15 protein-coding genes and 2 tRNA genes are annotated in these 23,663 nt (G+C 53.1%); 14 read left to right on the forward strand and 3 right to left on the reverse strand.

Going from position 1 to position 23,663, the window contains the following annotated elements; all coding sequences use genetic code 11:
- Positions 1 to 12: 12 nt before the first annotated feature.
- The 11 genes from ptsP (at position 13) to recD (ending at position 17,813) form a co-directional block, all read left to right on the forward strand.
- The gene (ptsP, locus tag D9736_RS07985; protein WP_130258080.1) at positions 13 to 2,259 is read left to right on the forward strand and encodes a phosphoenolpyruvate--protein phosphotransferase; all 2,247 of its coding nucleotides are present in this window, start codon (positions 13 to 15) and stop codon (positions 2,257 to 2,259) included.
- Positions 2,260 to 2,409: 150 nt separating this feature from the next.
- Positions 2,410 to 3,285 carry a prolipoprotein diacylglyceryl transferase gene (gene lgt / locus D9736_RS07990; RefSeq protein ID WP_032239304.1) on the forward strand — a complete coding sequence of 292 codons (876 nt, stop codon included), beginning with the start codon at positions 2,410 to 2,412 and terminating at the stop codon, positions 3,283 to 3,285.
- Positions 3,286 to 3,291: 6 nt separating this feature from the next.
- Positions 3,292 to 4,086, forward strand: a complete 795-nt coding sequence (gene thyA, locus D9736_RS07995; protein WP_000816232.1) for a thymidylate synthase — start codon at positions 3,292 to 3,294, stop codon at positions 4,084 to 4,086.
- A gap of 184 nt (positions 4,087 to 4,270) precedes the next feature.
- Positions 4,271 to 4,741 carry a prepilin peptidase-dependent protein gene (locus D9736_RS08000; protein ID WP_130258081.1) on the forward strand — a complete coding sequence of 157 codons (471 nt, stop codon included), beginning with the start codon at positions 4,271 to 4,273 and terminating at the stop codon, positions 4,739 to 4,741.
- Positions 4,732 to 5,295, forward strand: coding sequence for a prepilin peptidase-dependent protein (locus tag D9736_RS08005; protein ID WP_130258082.1), 564 nt, complete (start codon positions 4,732 to 4,734; stop codon positions 5,293 to 5,295). The genes D9736_RS08000 and D9736_RS08005 overlap by 10 nt, the downstream gene beginning before the upstream one ends.
- Positions 5,292 to 5,699, forward strand: a complete 408-nt coding sequence (locus D9736_RS08010) for a DUF2509 family protein (protein ID WP_130258083.1) — start codon at positions 5,292 to 5,294, stop codon at positions 5,697 to 5,699. Before D9736_RS08005 ends, D9736_RS08010 begins: the two co-directional genes overlap by 4 nt.
- Positions 5,684 to 6,007, forward strand: a complete 324-nt coding sequence (locus D9736_RS08015; protein WP_130207726.1) for a prepilin-type N-terminal cleavage/methylation domain-containing protein — start codon at positions 5,684 to 5,686, stop codon at positions 6,005 to 6,007. The genes D9736_RS08010 and D9736_RS08015 overlap by 16 nt, the downstream gene beginning before the upstream one ends.
- A gap of 12 nt (positions 6,008 to 6,019) precedes the next feature.
- Positions 6,020 to 9,388, forward strand: a complete 3,369-nt coding sequence (gene recC / locus D9736_RS08020) for an exodeoxyribonuclease V subunit gamma (protein ID WP_130258084.1) — start codon at positions 6,020 to 6,022, stop codon at positions 9,386 to 9,388.
- 175 nt (positions 9,389 to 9,563) lie between these two features.
- Positions 9,564 to 12,452: a pitrilysin gene (gene ptrA / locus D9736_RS08025; protein ID WP_130258085.1), complete on the forward strand. Its 2,889-nt coding sequence runs from the start codon at positions 9,564 to 9,566 to the stop codon at positions 12,450 to 12,452.
- Positions 12,445 to 15,987 carry an exodeoxyribonuclease V subunit beta gene (recB, locus tag D9736_RS08030; RefSeq protein ID WP_130258086.1) on the forward strand — a complete coding sequence of 1,181 codons (3,543 nt, stop codon included), beginning with the start codon at positions 12,445 to 12,447 and terminating at the stop codon, positions 15,985 to 15,987. The genes ptrA and recB overlap by 8 nt, the downstream gene beginning before the upstream one ends.
- Positions 15,987 to 17,813, forward strand: coding sequence for an exodeoxyribonuclease V subunit alpha (recD, locus tag D9736_RS08035; protein ID WP_130258087.1), 1,827 nt, complete (start codon positions 15,987 to 15,989; stop codon positions 17,811 to 17,813). The genes recB and recD overlap by 1 nt, the downstream gene beginning before the upstream one ends.
- Positions 17,814 to 18,204: 391 nt before the next feature.
- Here recD and argA read toward each other — a convergent pair whose 3' ends face one another.
- Complete coding sequence (gene argA / locus D9736_RS08040) at positions 18,205 to 19,536, reverse strand: amino-acid N-acetyltransferase (protein ID WP_064529846.1); 1,332 nt, start codon at positions 19,534 to 19,536, stop codon at positions 18,205 to 18,207.
- Positions 19,537 to 19,767: 231 nt separating this feature from the next.
- On the opposite strand from argA, the gene amiC reads away from it, so the two are divergent.
- Positions 19,768 to 21,021 carry an N-acetylmuramoyl-L-alanine amidase AmiC gene (gene amiC, locus D9736_RS08045; protein WP_044189882.1) on the forward strand — a complete coding sequence of 418 codons (1,254 nt, stop codon included), beginning with the start codon at positions 19,768 to 19,770 and terminating at the stop codon, positions 21,019 to 21,021.
- A 74-nt stretch (positions 21,022 to 21,095) separates the two neighbouring features.
- On the opposite strand, the gene D9736_RS08050 is transcribed toward amiC, so the two are convergent.
- Positions 21,096 to 21,172: transfer RNA gene (locus D9736_RS08050), tRNA-Met, on the reverse strand.
- 33 nt (positions 21,173 to 21,205) lie between these two features.
- Positions 21,206 to 21,282, reverse strand: a tRNA-Met gene (locus D9736_RS08055).
- A 208-nt stretch (positions 21,283 to 21,490) separates the two neighbouring features.
- On the opposite strand from D9736_RS08055, the gene mltA reads away from it, so the two are divergent.
- Together mltA and tcdA are read left to right on the forward strand one after the other, a co-directional pair.
- On the forward strand, positions 21,491 to 22,588 hold the full coding sequence (mltA, locus tag D9736_RS08060; protein ID WP_130214565.1) for a murein transglycosylase A: 1,098 nt from the start codon (positions 21,491 to 21,493) through the stop codon (positions 22,586 to 22,588).
- Between the two features lie 238 nt (positions 22,589 to 22,826).
- On the forward strand, positions 22,827 to 23,633 hold the full coding sequence (gene tcdA, locus D9736_RS08065; protein ID WP_130258088.1) for a tRNA cyclic N6-threonylcarbamoyladenosine(37) synthase TcdA: 807 nt from the start codon (positions 22,827 to 22,829) through the stop codon (positions 23,631 to 23,633).
- Positions 23,634 to 23,663 lie beyond the last annotated feature (30 nt).

Consider the following 23,663-nt stretch of genomic DNA (forward strand, 5'->3'; position numbering starts at 1 on the left):
GTCACGCCAATTATGCTCACTCGCCTGCGCGAAATAGTCGAAAAGGTAGCCAGTGCTCCCCGCCTTAACGAGGCGTTGAATATTCTGGTTACCGACATCTGTCTTGCGATGGATACCGAAGTCTGTTCGGTCTACCTGGCCGATCACGACCGACGTTGTTACTACCTGATGGCGACTCGGGGGCTGAAAAAACCGCGAGGTCGCACCGTAACGCTCGCGTTTGATGAAGGGATCGTCGGCCTGGTTGGCAGGCTGGCGGAACCGATAAACCTTGCGGATGCGCAAAAACACCCCAGCTTCAAATATGTCCCCTCCGTAAAAGAAGAGCGTTTCCGTGCTTTCTTAGGCGTTCCGATTATTCAGCGTCGCCAATTGCTTGGCGTGCTGGTGGTGCAGCAACGAGAGCTACGCCAGTACGATGAAAGCGAAGAATCCTTTCTGGTGACGCTCGCCACCCAGATGGCGGCCATTCTTTCCCAGTCGCAGTTGACTGCCTTATTCGGACAATATCGCCAGACGCGAATCCGCGCATTACCGGCTGCACCCGGCGTGGCGATTGCCGAAGGTTGGCAGGATGCCACTTTACCCTTAATGGAACAGGTGTATCAGGCATCAACGCTGGATCCAGCGCTGGAACGTGAGCGCCTGACCGGAGCGCTGGAAGAGGCAGCTAACGAATTTCGTCGTTACAGCAAACGCTTTGCTGCCGGGGCGCAGAAAGAAACTGCGGCCATTTTCGATCTTTACTCGCACCTGCTTTCTGACACCCGACTGCGTCGCGAACTGTTTGCCGAGGTGGATAAAGGCTCGGTCGCAGAGTGGGCTGTGAAAACGGTCATTGAAAAATTTGCTGAACAGTTTGCCGCGCTAAGTGATAACTATCTCAAAGAGCGCGCTGGCGATTTACGCGCGCTGGGCCAGCGGTTGCTGTTTCACCTTGATGATGCAAATCAGGGGTCGAACGCCTGGCCGGAACGTTTCATTCTGGTGGCAGATGAATTGTCGGCGACGACCCTTGCGGAGTTGCCCCAGGATCGCTTAGTCGGCGTCGTCGTACGCGATGGTGCGGCCAACTCCCATGCGGCGATTATGGTGCGCGCGCTGGGTATTCCTACCGTGATGGGGGCGGATATTCAACCTTCAGTGCTGCATCATCGGACGCTGATTGTTGATGGTTATCGCGGGGAATTACTGGTCGACCCGGAACCGGTGCTGCTACAAGAATACCAACGGCTAATTAGCGAAGAAAATGAGCTTAGCCGGCTGGCGGAAGATGACGTCAATTTACCCGCACAGTTAAAAAGCGGTGAGCGCATTAAAGTCATGCTCAATGCGGGTTTAAGCCCGGAACATGAAGAAAAACTGGGCAGCCGTATTGATGGCATCGGCCTTTATCGCACTGAAATTCCTTTCATGTTGCAAAGCGGTTTCCCGTCGGAAGAAGAGCAGGTGGCGCAATATCAGGGCATGTTGCAAATGTTCAATGATAAGCTTGTCACGCTGCGCACGCTGGATGTTGGTGCTGATAAGCAACTGCCTTACATGCCTATCAGCGAAGAGAATCCATGTCTGGGTTGGCGTGGGATCCGCATTACGCTCGATCAGCCGGAGATCTTTTTGATCCAGGTGCGGGCGATGCTGCGTGCTAATGCAGCAACGGGCAACCTGAACATCTTATTGCCGATGGTTACAAGCCTCGATGAAGTTGACGAAGCACGCCGCCTGATTGAACGTGCCGGACGTGAAGTCGAGGAGATGATCGGCTATGCGATCCCCAAACCGCGTATCGGTATCATGCTGGAAGTGCCATCGATGGTGTTTATGCTGCCGCATCTGGCAAACCGGGTCGATTTTATCTCTGTTGGCACCAACGATCTGACTCAATACATCCTGGCTGTTGATCGTAACAACACGCGAGTTGCGAACATTTATGACAGCCTGCATCCTGCGATGTTACGTGCGTTGGCAATGATCGCCCGGGAAGCGGAAACGCAAGGGATAGATCTCCGTTTGTGTGGCGAAATGGCGGGAGATCCTATGTGCGTAGCAATCCTCATTGGGCTTGGGTATCGCCATCTGTCTATGAACGGGCGTTCTGTCGCGCGCGTAAAATATTTGCTGCGGCGCATTGATTTTGCCGAAGCGGAAAACCTTGCGCGGCGCAGCCTGGAAGCACAACTGGCGACTGAAGTTCGTCATCAGGTTGCGGCATTTATGGAGCGTCGCGGCATGGGTGGGCTGATTCGCGGGGGGCTATAGCGCGGATCGTATACATATCTTTTAACGGTATCCGGCAACCAGCCTGGTCCCCTTGTGCTATTATTCGCACCTTTGGAGCGCCTGGAACCTGCGGCGCGCATTTCAATCGCTGTTCTCTTTCAGCGAAATAACAAGAACTTGTGGTGACAGATGACCAGTAGCTATCTGCATTTTCCGGAATTCGATCCGGTCATTTTCTCAATAGGACCCGTTGCGCTTCACTGGTACGGCCTGATGTATCTGGTAGGTTTCATTTTTGCGATGTGGCTGGCAACACGTCGGGCGAACCGTCCGGGGAGCGGCTGGACCAAAAATGAAGTTGAAAACTTACTCTATGCGGGTTTCCTTGGCGTTTTCCTTGGCGGACGTATTGGGTATGTTCTGTTCTACAACTTCCCGCAGTTTATGGCCGATCCGCTGTATCTGTTCCGTGTCTGGGACGGCGGCATGTCCTTCCACGGCGGCCTGATTGGCGTGATTGTGGTGATGATTATCTTCGCCCGCCGCACCAAACGTTCCTTCTTCCAGGTCTCTGATTTTATCGCACCGCTTATTCCGTTTGGTCTTGGCGCCGGGCGTCTGGGCAACTTTATTAACGGTGAATTGTGGGGCCGCGTTGACCCGAACTTCCCGTTTGCCATGCTGTTCCCGGGTTCCCGTACCGAAGATATTCTGTTGCTGCAAAACAATCCGCAGTGGCAGTCCATTTTTGATACTTACGGCGTGCTGCCTCGCCACCCGTCACAGTTGTACGAACTGCTGCTGGAAGGTGTGGTGCTGTTTATTATCCTCAACCTGTATATTCGTAAACCGCGCCCGATGGGGGCCGTGTCTGGCTTGTTCCTGATTGGCTACGGCGCGTTTCGCATCATTGTTGAGTTTTTCCGCCAGCCCGACGCGCAGTTTACCGGTGCCTGGGTGCAGTACATCAGCATGGGGCAAATTCTTTCCATCCCGATGATCGTCGCGGGTGTGATCATGATGGTCTGGGCATATCGTCGCAGCCCACAGCAACACGTTTCCTGAGGAACCATGAAACAGTATTTAGAACTGATGCAAAAAGTGCTCGACGAAGGCACACAGAAAAACGACCGTACCGGAACCGGAACGCTTTCCATTTTTGGTCATCAGATGCGTTTTAACCTGCAGGATGGATTCCCGCTGGTGACAACCAAACGTTGCCACCTGCGTTCCATCATCCACGAACTACTGTGGTTCCTGCAGGGCGACACCAACATTGCTTATCTGCACGAAAACAATGTCACCATCTGGGACGAATGGGCTGATGAAAACGGTGACCTCGGCCCGGTATATGGCAAACAGTGGCGCGCCTGGCCAACGCCGGATGGACGTCATATTGACCAGATAACCACAGTGCTGAACCAGCTGAAAAACGACCCGGATTCCCGCCGCATTATTGTTTCGGCGTGGAACGTGGGGGAACTGGATAAAATGGCGCTGGCTCCATGCCATGCCTTCTTCCAGTTCTATGTCGCAGACGGCAAACTCTCTTGCCAGCTTTATCAACGCTCCTGTGACGTCTTCCTGGGGCTGCCGTTTAACATCGCCAGCTATGCGTTACTGGTGCATATGATGGCGCAGCAGTGCGATCTTGAAGTGGGTGATTTTGTCTGGACCGGTGGCGACACGCACCTGTACAGCAACCATATGGATCAAACCCATCTGCAATTAAGCCGTGAACCGCGTCCGCTGCCGAAGCTGATTATTAAACGTAAACCCGAATCCATCTTCGACTACCGTTTCGAAGACTTTGAGATTGAAGGCTACGATCCGCATCCGGGCATTAAGGCACCGGTGGCTATCTAATAACGAAACATCCTGCCAGAGCCGACGCCAGTGTGCGTCGGTTTTTTTTATCCTCTGTTAAATTCTTCGAGACGCCTTCCCGAAATTTTGCAACGCCCTGCAACAGGGTAAATAGTCCGGAAGACGTGCCGAAGAAATAGAAACTGGCACTCGTCTTTTTTTCTCCGCGCCGCATACTGCCGGCATGAAAAAACAACGTGGTTATACGCTGATTGAAACGCTGGTCGCGATGCTGATTTTGGTCATGCTAAGTGCAAGTGGTCTCTATGGCTGGCAGTACTGGCAGCAGTCGCAACGGTTATGGCAAACCGCCAGCCAGGCGCGAGACTATTTGCTCTATTTACGTGAGGATGCCAACTGGCATAACAGCGACCACAGTATCGGTGTCATCAGGGAGGGAACGTCATGGTGTCTTGCGAGTGCCGCCGCTGGGGCGAATACCTGTCATGGCAGTTCACCGCTGGTCTTTGTGCCTCGCTGGCCCGAAGTCGAAATGAGCGACCTGACACCTTCGCTCACTTTCTTTGGCCTACGCAATACTGCATGGGCCGGACATATTCGCTTCAAAAATTCAGCGGGCGAGTGGTGGTTGGTGGTTTCTCCGTGGGGAAGGCTCCGGCTTTGTCAGCAAGGAGAAACAGAAGGATGCCTGTAAAAGAGCAAGGTTTTTCTCTGCTGGAAGTGCTGATTGCTATGGCAATCAGCAGCGTACTGCTGCTGGGAGCTGCGCGATTTCTGCCCGCATTACAGCGTGAAAGTTTGATTACTACTCGCAAGCTGGCGCTGGAAGATGAAATCTGGCTGCGGGTATTTACAGTCGCGAAGCATCTCCAGAGAGCAGGTTATTGTCATGGAACCTGCCCTGGTGAAGGTCTGAAAATTGTTGGGCAGGGTGACTGTATCATTGTGCAGTGGGATGCGAACAGTAACGGCATTTGGGAGCGTGAGCCGGGAAAAGAATCCGACCAGATTGGATTTCGGCTAAAAGACAATGTCCTGGAAACGCTACGCGGCACGACATCCTGTGAAGGTAAGGGCTGGGATAAATTGACCAACCCAGATGCCGTCGTTATCGACACTTTTCAGGTTACCCGACAGGATAACAGCGGTTTCCCGCCGGTGCTGACGGTAAATATGCACGCTGCCAGCAAGGCTGATCCACAAACCGTGGCGGATGCCAGCTATAGCGTGACAGGATTCAACCTGTGAACCGCGAAAAGGGTGTTTCATCGCTGGCACTGGTCCTGATGCTGCTGGTTTTGGGCAGCTTGCTGTTACAAGGAATGAGCCAGCAGGATCGCAGTTTTGCCTCTCGCGTGACTATGGAAAGCCAGTCATTACGCCGACAGGCTATCGTACAGTCGGCGCTGGAATGGGGCAAAATACACTCCTGGCAGATGCAGCCCGCAGTTCAGTGCTCACAGTATGCTGCAACCGGTGCCCGAGTTTGTCTGCGTTTACTGGCAGATAATGAAATCTTGCTAATAGCCGGTTATGAAGGCGTTTCATTATGGCGAATGGGGGAAGTCATCGATGGGAATATCGTATTTTCGCCACATGGCTGGAGTGATTTTTGTCCGCTGAAAGAGGAGGCGTTATGTCAGCTTCCCTGAAGAATCAGCAAGGTTTTAGCCTGCCGGAGGTGATGTTGGCGATGGTACTGATGGTGATGATTGTCACTGCGTTATCTGGTTACCAGCGAACATTAAGCACCAGTCTTGCCAGCAGAAACCAGTATCAGCAGCTCTGGCGCCACGCCTGGCAGCAAGCACAACTGCGCGCGATTTCGCCACCTGCAAACTGGCAGGTCAACCGAATGCAGACATCGCAGGCGGGATGTGTCAGCATCAGCGTTACGCTATTTTCACCCGGGGGCAGAGAAGGCGAGATGACCCGCCTGCATTGCCCGAATCGTCAGTAGTCAGGAGCCGCTATGTTAAGGGTCTACCATTCCAATCGTCTGGACGTACTGGAAGCGTTGATGGAGTTTATTGTCGAACGCGAACGGCTGGACGATCCTTTCGAGCCAGAAATGATTCTGGTGCAAAGTACCGGTATGGCGCAGTGGCTGCAAATGACTCTGTCGCAGAAATTCGGCATTGCGGCAAACATTGATTTTCCGCTGCCTGCAAGCTTTATCTGGGATATGTTTGTCCGTGTATTACCAGAGATCCCCAAAGAGAGCGCCTTTAACAAGCGGAGTATGAGCTGGAAACTGATGACTCTGCTGCCGCAACTGCTGGATCGCGAAGATTTTACACTATTGCGTCATTACCTGACTGACGATAGCGACAAGCGAAAACTGTTTCAGCTTTCCTCAAAAGCGGCGGACCTGTTTGACCAATATCTGGTCTATCGCCCGGACTGGCTGGCGCAGTGGGAAGCCGGGCATCTGGTTGAAGGGCTGGGAGAAGCGCAGGCCTGGCAAGCGCCGTTGTGGAAGGCGCTGGTGGAATATACCCATGAACTCGGGCAACCGCGCTGGCACCGTGCCAATCTCTATCAACGCTTTATCGAAACACTGGAGTCTGCGACGACCTGCCCACCCGGCTTACCTTCGCGCGTCTTTATATGCGGTATTTCCGCGTTACCGCCAGTTTATCTACAGGCGCTACAGGCGCTGGGTAAACATATTGAAATCCATCTCCTGTTTACCAACCCTTGCCGTTATTACTGGGGCGATATTAAAGATCCTGCTTATCTGGCGAAACTACTGACCCGCCAGCGTCGACACAGTTTTGAAGATCGCGAATTGCCGCTATTTCGCGATAGCGAAAATGCCGGACAGCTCTTTAACAGCGACGGTGAACAGGATGTCGGCAACCCGCTACTGGCCTCCTGGGGCAAGTTGGGGCGCGACTATATCTATCTCCTTTCCGATCTGGAGAACAGTCAGGAGCTGGACGCCTTTGTCGATGTCACGCCAGACAATCTGCTGCATAACATACAGTCCGACATTCTGGAACTGGAAAACCTCGCCGTTGCGGGCGTGAACCTCGAAGAGTTTTCCCGTAGCGATAACAAACGCCCGCTTGACCCGCAGGATAGCAGTATCACCTTCCACGTTTGCCATAGCCCGCAGCGTGAAGTTGAAGTCTTGCACGATCGCTTACTGGCGATGCTGGAGGAAGATCCGACACTAACTCCGCGCGATATCATCGTGATGGTGGCCGACATCGACAGCTACAGTCCGTTTATTCAGGCCGTGTTTGGCAGTGCGCCAGCGGATCGGTATCTGCCTTACGCCATTTCCGACCGTCGGGCGCGGCAGTCGCATCCCGTGCTGGAAGCGTTTATCAGCCTGTTATCACTGCCTGACAGTCGCTTTGTGTCAGAGGATGTGCTGGCATTACTGGATGTGCCGGTGCTGGCGGCGCGGTTTGACATCACCGAAGAAGGGCTGCGTTACTTGCGCCAGTGGGTCAACGAATCCGGCATTCGTTGGGGCATAGATGACGATAACGTTCGTGAGCTGGAACTCCCCGCCACCGGACAACACACCTGGCGATTTGGCCTGACGCGTATGTTACTAGGCTACGCGATGGAAAGTGCTCAGGGGGAATGGCAATCGGTTCTACCTTACGATGAATCGAGCGGCCTGATTGCAGAGCTGGTAGGACACCTGGCGTCACTGCTAATGCAGCTAAACATCTGGCGTCGCGGGCTGGCGCAGGAGCGCCCGCTTGAGGAGTGGCTGCCGGTTTGCCGCGATATGCTCAATGCCTTCTTCCTGCCGGATGCGGAAACCGAAGCGGCGATGACGCTTATTGAGCAACAATGGCAGGCGATTATCGCTGAAGGTTTAGGTGCGCAGTATGGCGATGCGGTGCCGCTGTCACTATTGCGTGATGAACTGGCACAACGCCTGGATCAAGAACGTATCAGCCAGCGTTTTCTCGCGGGGCCAGTTAACATTTGTACTCTGATGCCGATGCGTTCTATCCCATTCAAAGTGGTTTGCCTGCTGGGAATGAACGATGGCGTTTATCCACGTCAGCTTGCGCCATTGGGCTTTGACCTGATGAGCCAGAAACCGAAGCGCGGTGACCGTAGCCGTCGTGATGACGACCGCTATCTGTTCCTGGAAGCGTTAATATCCGCGCAACAAAAACTCTATATCAGCTATATCGGCCGCTCTATTCAGGATAACAGCGAACGATTCCCGTCAGTTCTGGTGCAGGAACTGATCGACTATATCGGGCAAAGCCATTATCTACCGGGCGATGAAGCGCTTAACTGTGATGAAAGCGAGGCAAGGGTAAAAGCGCATCTTACTTGCCACCATACCCGGATGCCGTTTGACCCGCAAAACTACCAGCCCGGTAACTTACAAAGCTATGCGCGCGAGTGGCTACCCGCGGCCAGCCAGGCTGGTAAAGCACATTCTGAATTTGTTCAGCCACTACCGTTTACCTTGCCGGAAACTGTGCCGCTGGAGACGCTACAACGATTCTGGGCGCATCCGGTGCGGGCGTTTTTCCAGATGCGTTTGCAGGTGAACTTCCGTACCGAAGACAGCGAAATTCCCGACACCGAACCTTTTATTCTTGAAGGGCTTAGTCGTTATCAAATCAACCAGCAGTTATTAAATGCACTGGTTGAGCAGGATGATGCCGAACGCTTGTTCCGCCGATTCCGGGCGGCAGGTGATTTGCCGTATGGTGCCTTTGGTGAAATTTTCTGGGAAACGCAGTGTCAGGAGATGCAGCAGGTTGCCGACAGAGTCATTGCCTGTCGTCAGCCGGGCCAGAGCATGGAAATTGATCTCGCCTGCAACGGCGTGCAAATAACGGGCTGGTTGCCGCAGGTCCAGTCGGATGGCCTGTTGCGCTGGCGTCCCTCTTTATTAAGTGTGGCGCAGGGAATGCAACTTTGGCTGGAACACCTTGTCTACTGTGCCAGCGGTGGTAATGGTGAAAGTCGCCTTTTTCTACGCAAAGACGGCGAGTGGCGTTTTCCGCCGCTTGCAGCCGAACAGGCTTTACATTACCTCTCACAGCTGATTGAAGGGTATCGTGAAGGTATGTCCGCGCCATTGCTGGTATTACCTGAAAGCGGCGGTTCATGGTTAAAAACCTGTTATGACGCAGAAAACGATGCCATGCTGGACGACGAATCCACGTTGCAAAAAGCTCGTTCGAAATTCCTTCAGGCTTACGAAGGCAACATGATGGTGCGTGGCGAAGGTGATGATATCTGGTATCAACGGCTATGGCGGCAATTAACGCCAGAGACAATGGAAGCCATCGTTAAACAGTCGCAACGTTTCCTGTTACCGCTGTTTCGCTTTAATCAGTCATGAGTGCTGTATAAAAATTGCGCAATTCATTCGCTTACTTTATGATGCGCACCAGTCACGGACTGATGGATATATAGACATAGGCTGACTCGTTCAGCACAAGATTAAATTCTGGCAGATGATTTACGTTAACGTGTTGAATCTGGTTGGAAAATAAAGTTGATAATGAGGTCCGTGAATGCCCCGCAGCACCTGGTTCAAAGCATTATTGTTGTTTGTCGCCTTCTGGGCACCCTTAAGTCAGGCAGAAACGGGATGGCAGCCGATTCAGGAAACCATCCGTAAAAGTGATAAAGATAACCGCCAGTATCAGGCTGTGCGTCTGGATAACGGTATGGTGGTATTGCTGGTTTCAGATCCGCAGGCGGTTAAATCGCTTTCGGCGCTGGTGGTGCCCGTTGGGTCGCTGGAAGATCCCGAGGCTTATCAGGGGCTGGCGCATTACCTTGAACACATGAGTCTGATGGGGTCGAAAAAATACCCTCAGGCTGATAGCCTGGCCGAATATCTCAAAATGCACGGCGGCAGTCACAATGCCAGCACTGCGCCGTATCGCACGGCTTTCTATCTGGAAGTTGAGAACGACGCCTTGCCTGGTGCGGTAGACCGCCTGGCCGATGCTATCGCTGAACCCTTGCTCGACAAGAAATATGCCGAACGTGAGCGTAATGCGGTGAATGCCGAATTAACCATGGCGCGTACGCGTGACGGGATGCGCATGGCACAGGTCAGTGCAGAAACCATTAACCCGGCACACCCCGGTTCAAAGTTTTCTGGTGGTAACCTCGAAACTTTAAGCGATAAACCTGGTAATCCGGTGCAGCAGGCGCTGAAAGATTTCCACGAGAAGTACTATTCCGCCAATCTGATGAAGGCGGTTATTTACAGTAATAAACCGTTGCCGGAGTTGGCAAAAATGGCGGCGGACACTTTTGGTCGCGTGCCGAACAAAGAGAGCAAAAAACCGGAAATCACCGTGCCGGTAGTCACCGACGCGCAAAAGGGCATTATCATTCATTACGTCCCGGCGCTGCCGCGTAAAGTTCTGCGCGTTGAGTTTCGCATCGATAACAACTCAGAGAAGTTCCGTAGTAAAACGGATGAATTGATTACCTATCTGATTGGTAATCGCAGCCCAGGTACACTTTCTGACTGGCTGCAAAAGCAGGGATTAGTTGAGGGCATTAGCGCCAACTCCGATCCTATCGTCAACGGCAACAGCGGCGTTTTAGCGATCTCAGCCTCTTTAACCGATAAAGGTCTGGCGAATCGCGATCAGGTTGTGGCGGCCATTTTTAGCTACCTCAATTTGTTACGTGAAAAAGGGATCGATAAACAATACTTCGATGAACTGGCGAATGTGCTGGATATCGACTTCCGTTATCCGTCGATCACCCGTGATATGGATTACGTCGAATGGCTGGCGGATACCATGATTCGCGTTCCTGTTGAGCATACGCTGGATGCAGTCAATATTGCCGATCGGTACGATGCTAAAGCGGTAAAAGAACGTCTGGCGATGATGACGCCGCAGAATGCGCGTATCTGGTATATCAGCCCGAAAGAGCCGCACAATAAAACGGCTTATTTTGTCGATGCGCCGTATCAGGTGGATAAAATCAGCGAACAAACTTTCGCTGACTGGCAGCAAAAAGCCGCCAATATTGCGCTCTCCTTACCGGAGCTTAACCCCTATATTCCTGACGATTTCTCGCTGATTAAGTCAGAGAAGAAATATGACCATCCAGAGTTGATTGTGGATGAATCGAACCTGCGTGTGGTGTATGCGCCGAGCCGTTATTTTGCCAGCGAGCCAAAAGCCGATGTCAGCCTGATTTTGCGTAATCCGAAAGCCATGGACAGCGCCCGCAATCAGGTGATGTTTGCGCTCAATGATTATCTCGCAGGGCTGTCGCTTGATCAGTTAAGCAACCAGGCGTCGGTTGGCGGCATTAGTTTTTCCACCAATGCTAACAACGGCCTAATGGTTAATGCTAATGGTTACACCCAGCGTCTGCCGCAGCTGTTCCAGGCATTGCTCGAGGGGTACTTTAGCTATACCGCTACGGAAGATCAGCTTGAGCAGGCAAAATCCTGGTATAACCAGATGATGGATTCCGCAGAAAAGGGCAAAGCGTTTGAGCAGGCGATTATGCCTGCGCAGATGCTCTCCCAGGTGCCTTACTTCTCGCGTGATGAACGGCGCAAAATTTTGCCTTCCATTACCTTGAAAGAGGTGCTGGCCTATCGCGACGCCTTAAAATCAGGGGCTCGACCAGAGTTTATGGTTATTGGCAACATGACCGAAGCCCAGGCAACAACGCTGGCGCGCAATGTGCAAAAACAGTTGGGCGCTGATGGCTCAGAGTGGTGTCGTAACAAAGATGTACTGGTCGATAAAAAACAATCCGTCATCTTTGAAAAAGCCGGTAATAGCACCGACTCTGCGCTGGCAGCGCTATTTGTACCGACTGGCTACGATGAATACACCAGCTCAGCGTATAGTTCTCTGCTGGGGCAGATAGTACAGCCGTGGTTCTACAACCAGTTGCGCACCGAAGAACAGTTGGGCTATGCCGTGTTTGCATTCCCAATGAGCGTGGGGCGTCAGTGGGGCATGGGCTTCCTTTTGCAAAGCAATGATAAACAGCCTTCATTCTTGTGGGAGCGTTACAAGGCGTTTTTCCCAACCGCAGAGGCAAAATTGCGGGCGATGAAGCCAGAAGAGTTTGCGCAAATCCAGCAGGCGGTAATTACTCAGATGCTGCAGGCACCGCAAACGCTCGGCGAAGAAGCATCGAAGTTAAGTAAAGATTTCGATCGCGGCAATATGCGCTTCGATTCGCGTGATAAAATCGTAGCCCAGATTAAACTGCTGACGCCGCAAAAACTGGCCGATTTCTTCCATCAGGCGGTAGTCGAGCCGCAAGGCATGGCTATCCTGTCGCAGATTTCCGGCAGCCAGAATGGGAAAGCAGAATATGTACACCCTGAAGGCTGGAAAGTGTGGGAGAACGTCAGCGCGTTGCAGCAAACAATGCCCCTGATGAGTGAAAAGAATGAGTGATGTCGCCGAGACTCTAGATCCTTTGCGCTTGCCCTTACAGGGCGAGCGCCTGATTGAAGCCTCTGCCGGCACAGGCAAAACCTTTACGATTGCGGCGCTCTATTTGCGCCTGTTACTTGGACTAGGCGGTTCTGCCGCCTTTCCCCGCCCGCTGACCGTTGAAGAACTGCTGGTGGTGACCTTTACCGAGGCTGCCACGGCAGAATTGCGCGGTCGTATCCGTAGCAATATCCACGAGCTGCGCATCGCTTGTTTGCGTGAAACCACCGACAATCCACTGTACAAACGCCTGCTGGAAGAGATCGACGATAAAGCACAGGCCGCGCAGTGGTTGCTGTTAGCCGAGCGGCAGATGGATGAAGCGGCAGTCTTTACCATTCACGGTTTTTGCCAGCGTATGCTCAACCTGAATGCCTTTGAATCCGGCATGTTATTTGAGCAGCAACTGATTGAAGATGAATCGCTACTGCGCTACCAGGCCTGCGCCGATTTCTGGCGTCGCCATTGCTACCCGTTACCGCGTGAAATTGCCCAGGTCGTCTTTGAAACCTGGAAAGGGCCGCAGGCGTTACTGCGCGATATTAATCGTTATTTGCAAGGCGAAGCGCCGGTTATCAAAGCACCGCCGCCCGATGATGAAACGCTGGCTTCCCGCCACGCGCAAATTGTGGCGCGTATTGATACGGTAAAACAGCAGTGGCGCGACGCAGTGGGTGAACTGGATGCGCTGATCGAATCTTCTGGCATTGATCGACGCAAGTTTAACCGTAGCAATCAGGCGAAATGGATAGACAAAATCAGTGCCTGGGCAGAAGAAGAGACCAACAGTTATCAGTTGCCAGAGTCGCTGGAAAAATTCTCCCAGCGTTTCTTAGAAGATCGCACGAAAGCCGGGGGGGAAACCCCTCGACATCCGCTGTTTGAAGCGATCGAACAACTGATTGCAGAACCATTGTCGATCCGCGATCTGGTGATCCCCCGCGCATTGGCTGAGATCCGCGAAACGGTAGCGCGTGAAAAACGTCGCCGTGGCGAACTGGGTTTTGACGATATGTTAAGTCGGCTCGATTCCGCGCTGCGTAGCGAAAGCGGCGAGGTGTTGGCAGCGGCGATCCGTACGCGATTCCCGGTGGCAATGATCGACGAATTTCAGGACACGGACCCGCAGCAGTACCGGATTTTTCGCCGTATCTGGCACCATCAGCCGGAAACCGCATTGCTGCTGATTGGTGACCCGAAACAGGCCATTTATGCGTTCCGTGGTGCGGATATCTTCACTTACATGAAGGCGCGTAGCGAAGTTCACGCGCACTACACCTTAGACACCAACTGGCGTTCCGCACCAGGAATGGTGAACAGCGTAAACAAGCTTTTCAGCCAGACTGATGACGCTTTCATGTTTCGCGAAATACCGTTTATTCCTGTGAAATCTGCCGGGAAAAATCAGGCACTGCGTTTTGTATTTAAAGGTGAAACGCAGCCAGCGATGAAAATGTGGTTGATGGAAGGCGAAAGCTGCGGTGTTGGCGATTATCAAAGTACCATGGCGCAGGTATGTGCCGCGCAAATCCGCGACTGGTTACAGGCCGGGCAGCGTGGGGAAGCGTTGCTGATGAACGGCGATGATGCACGTCCGGTGCGTGCTTCGGACATCAGTGTGCTGGTGCGCAGCCGCCAGGAGGCCGCTCAGGTGCGCGATGCCTTAACGTTGCTGGAAATCCCTTCCGTTTACCTTTCGAACCGCGACAGTGTTTTTGAAACTCTGGAAGCGCAGGAAATGCTTTGGTTGTTGCAGGCGGTGATGACGCCCGAACGTGAGAACACCCTGCGTAGTGCGCTGGCAACGTCAATGATGGGGCTGAACGCGCTGGATATCGAAACGCTGAACAATAACGAAAATGCGTGGGATGCGGTAGTCGAAGAGTTCGATGGTTATCGGCAAATCTGGCGCAAACGCGGCGTCATGCCAATGCTGCGGGCGCTGATGTCGGCGCGTAACATTGCAGAAAACTTGCTGGCAACGGCAGGTGGCGAGCGGCGTCTTACTGACATCTTGCATATCAGCGAACTGCTACAAGAAGCGGGAACGCAGCTGGAAAGTGAACATGCTTTGGTGCGTTGGTTATCGCAACATATCCTTGAGCCAGACAGTAATGCCTCCAGCCAACAAATGCGCCTCGAAAGCGACAAACATTTGGTGCAGATCGTTACGATCCACAAATCGAAAGGGCTGGAATATCCGCTGGTCTGGCTGCCGTTTATCACCAATTTCCGTGTACAGGATCAGGCGTTCTATCACGATCGAGGCTCGTTTGAAGCAGTTCTGGATCTTAACGCTGCGCCAGAAAGCGTAGATCTTGCTGAAGCCGAACGTCTGGCTGAAGATCTGCGTTTGCTTTACGTGGCGCTCACGCGTTCGGTCTGGCATTGCAGTCTCGGTGTTGCGCCGCTGGTGCGCCGTCGTGGCGATAAAAAAGGTGACACCGACGTTCATCAAAGTGCGCTCGGGCGCTTGCTGCAAAAAGGAGAACCGCAAGATGCGGCAGGGCTTCGCGCCTGTATTGAAGCATTGTGCGATGATGATATAGCCTGGCAAACGGCACAAACTGGTGATAACCAATCCTGGCAGGTTAATGATGTTTCTACAGCAGAGCTGAATGCGAGGACGTTACAACGATTGCCCGGCGATAACTGGCGCGTCACCAGCTACTCTGGTTTGCAACAGCGTGGTCACGGTATCGCCCAGGATTTGATGCCTCGGCTGGATGTCGATGCTGCAGGCGTTGCCAGCGTCGTTGAAGAACCGACGTTAACACCACATCAGTTTCCGCGCGGTGCGTCACCGGGGACGTTCTTGCACAGTTTGTTTGAAGACCTGGATTTTACCCAGCCGGTTGACCCTAACTGGGTGCGGGAAAAACTGGAGCTTGGCGGTTTTGAAGTGCACTGGGAACCTGTGTTAACTGAGTGGATCACCGCTATTCTTCAGGCGCCGCTCAATGAAACCGGCGTAAGCCTGAGTCAACTTTCCGCCCGCAATAAACAGGTGGAGATGGAGTTTTACCTGCCGATTAGTGAACCGCTTATCGCCAGCCAGCTTGATGCACTAATTCGCCAGTTTGACCCGCTATCCGCAGGCTGCCCGCCGCTGGAGTTCATGCAGGTGCGCGGCATGTTAAAAGGTTTTATTGACCTGGTGTTTCGCCACGAAGGGCGTTATTACCTGCTCGACTATAAATCCAACTGGTTGGGTGAAGACAGTTCGGCTTACACCCAACAGGCTATGGCAGCGGCGATGCAGGCACACCGCTATGATCTGCAATATCAGCTTTATACCCTGGCGCTGCATCGTTATCTGCGCCATCGCATTGCTGATTACGACTATGATCGTCACTTTGGCGGCGTTATCTATCTGTTCCTGCGTGGCGTTGATAAAGAACATCCGCAACAAGGGATCTACGCGACCCGACCCAACGCCGAGTTGATTGACCTGATGGATGAGTTGTTTGCCGGTATGACCCTGGAGGAGGCGTAATGAAATTGCAAAAGCAATTACTGGAAGCTGTGGAGCACAAACAGCTACGCCCGCTGGATGTGCAATTTGCCCTGACCGTGGCGGGAGATGAACATCCTGCCGTCACCCTCGCGGCGGCACTGCTAAGTCATGATGCCGGAGAGGGACACGTCTGTTTGCCGCTTTCACGACTGGAAAATAACGAGGCGTCGCATCCGCTGTTGGCGACCTGTGTCAGTGAAATCGGTGAGCTACAAAATTGGGAAGAATGCTTGCTGGCTTCACAAGCGGTCAGCCGGGGAGATGAACCAACGCCGATGATCCTCTGTGGCGATCGCCTTTATCTGAATCGCATGTGGTGTAACGAGCGTACGGTGGCGCGCTTCTTCAATGAGGTGAATCATGCCATCGAGGTGGATGATGCGTTGCTGGCGCAAACGCTGGATAAACTCTTTCCGCCTGGTGATGAAATTAACTGGCAAAAAGTGGCGGCAGCAGTGGCACTGACGCGGCGCATTTCGGTAATTTCCGGCGGCCCCGGCACAGGTAAAACGACGACTGTGGCGAAGTTGTTGGCTGCGTTAATTCAGATGGCCGACGGTGAACGCTGTCGTATCCGTCTGGCTGCACCAACGGGTAAAGCTGCCGCGCGCTTAACCGAATCTCTCGGCAAGGCTCTGCGCCAGTTACCGCTGACCGATGAACAAAAGAAACGCATACCGGAAGACGCCAGCACCTTGCACCGCCTCCTGGGCGCGCAGCCAGGTAGCCAGCGCTTACGCCATCATGCGGGTAACCCGCTGCATCTTGATGTGCTGGTGGTGGATGAAGCGTCAATGATCGATCTACCGATGATGTCTCGGCTGATCGACGCCTTGCCCGATCATGCGCGAGTGATCTTCCTCGGCGATCGCGATCAACTGGCCTCCGTTGAGGCTGGAGCTGTGCTGGGCGATATCTGCGCTTATGCCAATGCGGGCTTTACCGCAGAGCGTGCCGGGCAGTTGAGCCGCCTGACGGGAAGCCATGTTCCGGCAGGAACTGGCACAGAAGCGGCATCTTTGCGCGACAGTCTCTGCCTGCTGCAAAAGAGTTACCGTTTCGGCAGCGATTCTGGCATTGGCCAGTTAGCTGCGGCGATCAACCGTGGTGATAAAACGGCAGTGAAAACCGTTTTTCAGCAGGATTTTACTGATATCGAAAAACGGCTTTTACAGAGCGGCGAAGATTATATTGCGATGCTTGAGGAAGCTCTTGCGGGGTACGGACGCTATCTGGATCTACTTCAGGCACGTGCCGAGCCGGATTTAATCATTCAGGCGTTCAATGAGTACCAGCTTTTGTGCGCCCTGCGGGAAGGGCCGTTTGGCGTGGCTGGACTGAATGAGCGAATTGAACAGTTTATGCAACAGAAGCGCAAAATTCATCGTCATCCGCACTCGCGCTGGTACGAAGGCCGGCCGGTGATGATTGCCCGTAATGACAGTGCGCTTGGGTTGTTTAATGGTGATATCGGTGTCGCTCTGGATCGCGGGCAGGGGACGCGCGTCTGGTTTGCAATGCCGGATGGCAATATCAAGTCGGTGCAACCGAGTCGCCTGCCGGAGCACGAAACCACGTGGGCGATGACAGTACATAAATCGCAGGGATCGGAGTTCGACCATGCGGCGTTGATTTTACCGAGCCAACGCACGCCGGTAGTAACACGAGAGCTGGTTTACACCGCGGTGACCCGTGCGCGTAGGCGTTTGTCATTGTATGCCGATGAACGCATTTTAAGTGCGGCAATCGCCACGCGCACCGAGCGGCGTAGCGGGCTGGCAGCGTTGTTTAGTTCGCGGGGATAAATGTGATTGCCTGATGCGACGCATGCGCGTCTTATCATGCCTGGGGGCATTGCGCATATCGCATCCGGCGATTTTCATCGCTTACCCTAACTCCGCCATCAACACTTTGATTTTCCGTAGGTCGGATAAGGCGTTCACGCCGCATCCGACGATGAGTGCCGGTGCCTGATGCGACGCATGCGCGTCTTATCATGCCTACGAGTGTTACGCATGTCGCATCTGGCGATTTCCATCGCTTACCCTAAATCCGCCATCAACACTTTGATTTTCCGTCGGTCGGATAAGGCGTTCACGCCGCATCCGACGATGAGTGCCGATGCCTGATGCGACGCATGCGCGTCTTGTCATGCCTGGGGGCATTGCGCATATCGCATCCGGCGATTTCCATCGCTTACCCTAAGTCCGCCATCAACACCTTTGATTTACGCTGGTAGTTGTACAACTGCTTTTTGCTCTCCGGCAGCAAATCAATATCCACCGGGGTAAATCCGCGTTCCTGGAACCAGTGAATACTGCGCGTAGTCAGTACAAACAATTTGCTTAAGCCGCTCTGCTTCGCCTGGGCTGCAATGCGTTCCAGCAAAACCTCGCCCCTTGATGAACTGCGGTAATCCGGATGTACAGCCACGCATGCCATTTCACCTATCTTCTCTTCCGGGAATGGATAGAGCGCGGCGCAGGCAATAGTCGTGTTATCGCGCTGAATAATGGTGAATTTGTCGATTTCCATCTCCAGTTGCTCGCGAGAACGACGCACCAGAATACCTTGCTGCTCCAGTGGGCGAATCAACTCCAGAATACCGCCAATATCGTTGATTGTTGCGCGACGAATCTGCTCGGCGCTTTCCATCACAATCTGCGTACCGATACCGTCGCGTGAGAACAACTCTTGCAACAGCGCGCCATCTTCCTGATAACTGATTAAATGACAGCGACGCACGCCGCTGCGGCAGGCTTTCACTGCGCCACGCAAAAAGCGCACCGTACCGGAGTTGTAATCGCCTTTCTCTTCCTGGGCTTCTACCCGCGCTTGCGCTTCGTTAGGGAAAAGTTCTGAGACAATATCACCGTCGTCATTAGTGACGCCCTGTGAAGAGCAAAAACCAATCATCTTCTCAGCTTTCAGTTTGATGGCCAGTTGAGTGGCAATCTCTTCCGAGGTCAGGTTAAAGCTCTCGCCAGTGACCGAAACCGCCACCGGCCCCATCAGCACAATCGCACCGCTGTCCAGTTGGCGATGAATCGCTTCTTCATCAATCCGCCGGATGCGCCCGCTATGGCAATAATCCACACCATCATCCACGCCCAGCGGCTGGGCAATAATAAAATTGCCGCTGACGACGTTGATATGCGCGCCCTGCAACGGCGTGTTGTTGAGGCTCATTGACAAGCGAGCGGTTATATCCAGTTGTAACGTACCCGCAGCCTGCTTCACCAGCTCCAGCGTTTTGGCGTCGGTCACGCGCGTATTCTTGTGATATAGCGGCTCGTGGTGATGCGCTGCCAGATTCGCGTCGATCTGCGGACGTGCGCCATAAACCACCACCAGACGGATGCCGAGGCTGTGCAACAACCCAATATCATTGACAATACTGGAGAAATTTTCATGCTCAATGGCTTCTCCGCCGAGCATGATGACAAACGTTTTTCCCCGGTGGGTATTGATATAGGGAACCGAATGGCGGAATCCCTCGACCAGCTCGGTTTTACGTTCCTTTACCACGGCACACCTCTTTGCATGATTATTCGAAATTATTGTATTTTTATTCTGTTTTTTCGCCGTGTGCAAGTGCAAATTTTATGCGAGTGCGACTTTTTTATCAGTAATACCGTGAATATAAATAGAATGTTTACCGTTTTATAGATGACAGATTATGCGTCTTTCGCTAAAGTTTCCGGTCAAATTGGTCGTTTACTTGTTACACAGCTTAGATTTCTTTTGCTCGGGAGAGGCATGTCAGGATCCAACACTGCAATCAGCCGTCGTCGTTTACTGCAAGGCGCGGGCGCCATGTGGCTATTGAGCGTAAGCCAGGTGAGTCTGGCTGCGGTCAGCCAGGTCGTGGCGGTGCGCGTCTGGCCTGCGTCCAGCTACACCCGCGTGACGGTAGAATCAAATCGTCAGCTGAAATATAAGCAGTTCGCGTTGAGTAATCCTGAACGCGTGGTGGTGGATATCGAAGATGTAAACCTGAACTCGGTGCTCAAGGGGATGGCTGCGCAAATCCGCGCTGACGACCCGTTCATCAAGTCGGCACGCGTCGGCCAATTTGATCCGCAAACCGTGCGGATGGTTTTTGAGTTAAAGCAAAATGTAAAACCGCAGATGTTTGCCCTCGCGCCGGTCGCCGGGTTTAAAGAACGTCTGGTGATGGACCTTTATCCGGCCAATGCTCAGGACATGCAAGACCCATTGCTGGCATTGCTGGAGGATTACAACAAAGGCGACCTCGAAAAGCAGGTGCCGCCTGCGCAGAGTGGCCCACAGCCAGGCAAGGCCGGGCGCGATCGTCCGATTGTCATTATGCTCGACCCTGGCCACGGCGGCGAAGACTCCGGCGCGGTGGGGAAATACAAAACGCGCGAAAAAGACGTGGTATTGCAAATAGCTCGCCGTCTGCGCTCTCTGATCGAGAAAGAGGGCAATATGAAGGTTTACATGACGCGTAATGAAGATATCTTCATTCCGTTGCAAGTGCGCGTAGCAAAAGCACAGAAACAGCGTGCTGACTTGTTTGTCTCTATTCATGCCGACGCCTTTACCAGTCGCCAGCCGAGCGGTTCCTCGGTGTTTGCGCTCTCTACCAAAGGCGCAACCAGTACTGCGGCAAAATATCTGGCGCAAACCCAGAACGCCTCGGACTTGATTGGTGGCGTGAGCAAAAGCGGCGACCGCTATGTCGACCACACCATGTTCGATATGGTGCAGTCGTTGACCATTGCCGACAGCCTGAAGTTTGGTAAGGCCGTGCTAAATAAGCTGGGGAAAATCAACAAACTGCATAAGAATCAGGTTGAGCAGGCCGGGTTTGCTGTGCTGAAAGCGCCAGATATTCCTTCCATTCTGGTCGAAACGGCGTTTATCAGTAACGTTGAGGAAGAACGCAAATTGAAAACGGCGACTTTCCAGCAGGAAGTTGCGGAGTCTATTCTTGCGGGAATTAAAGCGTATTTTGCCGATGGGGCGACGCTGGCGAGAAGGGGATGATAAAAAGGCGCTGAATGGCGCTTTTTTTATGGGAGAATAGAAACAAAAAAACACCCGTTAGGGTGTTCAATAATTGGTTGCGGGGGCCGGATTTGAACCGACGACCTTCGGGTTATGAGCCCGACGAGCTACCAGGCTGCTCCACCCCGCGTCACCGTACTGCTTTACTTCATCAAATTTTAATTGGTTGCGGGGGCCGGATTTGAACCGACGACCTTCGGGTTATGAGCCCGACGAGCTACCAGGCTGCTCCACCCCGCGTCCGTGGATGCGCACTATACTCCGCTCGCGTTTTCATGCAACCTTTTTTTTACTCTGATCACGGATTTGGCATGATTTTGAACAAAAACAAAGCATTGAAGTCTATTTTTTGTACGAAATTTGCATCGGGGAACACTACGGATTTCATTAAAGGCGGCGGTTTGTTATCTTCATTAACGCCTTATTTTTTAACCTGAAGAAGAGAACAATGAAAGGACGTTGGGTAAAGTACCTTCTTATGGGCGCGGTTGTGACGATACTGGCCGCCTGCTCCTCCAAACCAACCGATCGCGGACAGCAATATAAAGACGGGAAATTTACCCAGCCTTTCTCTCTGGTGAACCAACCAGATGCTGTTGGCGCGCCGATTAACGCCGGTGATTTTGCCGAACAAATTAACCATATCCGCAACGCGTCGCCGCGTCTGTATGGCAACCAGAGTAGCGTTTACAACGCCGTGCAGGAGTGGCTGCGTGCAGGCGGTGATACCCGCAATATGCGCCAGTTCGGCATTGACGCCTGGCAGATGGAAGGTGCGGATAATTACGGTAACGTGCAGTTTACGGGCTATTACACGCCGGTGATTCAGGCGCGCCATACTCGTCAGGGCGAGTTCCAGTATCCTATTTATCGAATGCCGCCAAAACGTGGGCGTTTGCCGTCTCGCGCGGAGATCTACGCGGGAGCATTGAGTGATAAATATATCCTCGCTTACAGCAACTCTCTGATGGATAACTTCATTATGGATGTGCAGGGTAGCGGGTATATTGATTTTGGTGATGGCAGTCCGCTTAACTTCTTCAGCTATGCCGGAAAGAATGGTCATGCCTATCGCAGTATTGGTAAGGTGCTGATCGACCGTGGCGAAGTGAAAAAAGAAGATATGTCGATGCAGGCGATTCGTCACTGGGGTGAAACACACAGTGAAGCCGAAGTTCGCGAGCTGCTGGAACAGAACCCGTCTTTCGTCTTCTTTAAGCCGCAGTCTTTTGCACCGGTGAAAGGGGCAAGTGCGGTGCCGCTGGTTGGTCGCGCTTCAGTTGCCTCCGATCGTTCCATTATCCCGCCAGGTACAACCTTGCTGGCAGAAGTGCCGCTGCTGGATAATAACGGCAAATTTAACGGTCAGTACGAACTGCGTTTGATGGTGGCGTTGGATGTCGGTGGCGCAATCAAAGGCCAACACTTCGATATCTACCAGGGGATTGGACCGGAAGCCGGACACCGCGCAGGTTGGTATAACCACTATGGCCGGGTTTGGGTGCTGAAAACGGCCCCGGGCGCAGGTAACGTCTTTAGCGGCTGATGTGATATTCTGTATGCCGTTTTTACGGATAAGGCAGGGTGAGGGATAATCTCACCTCCTGATTGTTGACTAAGTGCGCGTTGTTCATGCCGGATGCGGCGTGAACGCCTTATCCGGCCTACAAATCATGCAAATTCAATATATTGCAGGAGTTATGTAGGCCTGATAAGCGTAGCGCATCAGGCATTTATGCGTTTAGGGTGAGGGATAACCTCGCCCTTTTTAATTCTGAGGTGCTATGTCTGTTGTAATTAGTGATGCATGGCGTCAGCGTTTTGGTGGCACAGCGCGTCTGTATGGTGAAAAAGCGTTGCAACTGTTCGCTGATGCGCATATTTGTGTGGTGGGTATCGGTGGTGTCGGTTCCTGGGCTGCGGAAGCGCTGGCGCGCACGGGGATTGGCGCAATCACGCTTATTGATATGGATGATGTGTGCGTCACCAATACCAATCGGCAAATTCATGCCCTGCGCGATAACGTCGGGCTGGCAAAAGCGGAAGTGATGGCGGAGCGCATTCGCCAGATTAACCCTGAGTGCCGTGTAACAGTAGTAGATGACTTCGTGACGCCGGATAACGTAGCGCAATACATGAGTGCCGGTTATTCGTATGTAGTTGATGCCATTGATAGCGTGCGACCCAAAGCGGCGCTGATTGCATATTGTCGGCGCAATAAAATCCCGCTAGTCACGACCGGTGGCGCTGGTGGGCAGATTGATCCGACGCAGATTCAGGTTACCGATCTGGCGAAAACGATTCAGGATCCGCTGGCGGCGAAGCTGCGCGAGCGCCTGAAAAGCGATTTCGGCGTGGTGAAAAACAGTAAAGGTAAGCTCGGCGTGGATTGCGTGTTCTCTACCGAAGCACTGGTGTACCCGCAGTCAGACGGCACGGTCTGTGCAATGAAAGCCACGGCGGAAGGGCCAAAGCGGATGGATTGCGCATCTGGATTTGGCGCCGCGACAATGGTAACCGCCACCTTTGGGTTTGTTGCGGTTTCTCATGCGCTGAAGAAGATGATGGCGAAAGCGGCGCGTCAGGGGTAAACATTAGGTCGGATGCGACGTCTGGTGTGT

Source organism: Escherichia sp. E10V10 (assembly GCF_004211985.1).
Classification (GTDB): domain Bacteria; phylum Pseudomonadota; class Gammaproteobacteria; order Enterobacterales; family Enterobacteriaceae; genus Escherichia.

What these genes read in the sequence shown, in the direction of transcription:
- ptsP (WP_130258080.1), top strand. Translation starts at nt 13, where the DNA reads ATGCTCACTCGCCTGCGCGAAATAGTCGAAAAGGTAGCCAGTGCTCCC.
- lgt (WP_032239304.1), top strand. Translation starts at nt 2,410, where the DNA reads ATGACCAGTAGCTATCTGCATTTTCCGGAATTCGATCCGGTCATTTTC.
- thyA (WP_000816232.1), top strand. Translation starts at nt 3,292, where the DNA reads ATGAAACAGTATTTAGAACTGATGCAAAAAGTGCTCGACGAAGGCACA.
- D9736_RS08000 (WP_130258081.1), top strand. Translation starts at nt 4,271, where the DNA reads ATGAAAAAACAACGTGGTTATACGCTGATTGAAACGCTGGTCGCGATG.
- D9736_RS08005 (WP_130258082.1), top strand. Translation starts at nt 4,732, where the DNA reads ATGCCTGTAAAAGAGCAAGGTTTTTCTCTGCTGGAAGTGCTGATTGCT.
- D9736_RS08015 (WP_130207726.1), top strand. Translation starts at nt 5,684, where the DNA reads ATGTCAGCTTCCCTGAAGAATCAGCAAGGTTTTAGCCTGCCGGAGGTG.
- recC (WP_130258084.1), top strand. Translation starts at nt 6,020, where the DNA reads ATGTTAAGGGTCTACCATTCCAATCGTCTGGACGTACTGGAAGCGTTG.
- ptrA (WP_130258085.1), top strand. Translation starts at nt 9,564, where the DNA reads ATGCCCCGCAGCACCTGGTTCAAAGCATTATTGTTGTTTGTCGCCTTC.
- recB (WP_130258086.1), top strand. Translation starts at nt 12,445, where the DNA reads ATGAGTGATGTCGCCGAGACTCTAGATCCTTTGCGCTTGCCCTTACAG.
- recD (WP_130258087.1), top strand. Translation starts at nt 15,987, where the DNA reads ATGAAATTGCAAAAGCAATTACTGGAAGCTGTGGAGCACAAACAGCTA.
- amiC (WP_044189882.1), top strand. Translation starts at nt 19,768, where the DNA reads ATGTCAGGATCCAACACTGCAATCAGCCGTCGTCGTTTACTGCAAGGC.
- mltA (WP_130214565.1), top strand. Translation starts at nt 21,491, where the DNA reads ATGAAAGGACGTTGGGTAAAGTACCTTCTTATGGGCGCGGTTGTGACG.
- tcdA (WP_130258088.1), top strand. Translation starts at nt 22,827, where the DNA reads ATGTCTGTTGTAATTAGTGATGCATGGCGTCAGCGTTTTGGTGGCACA.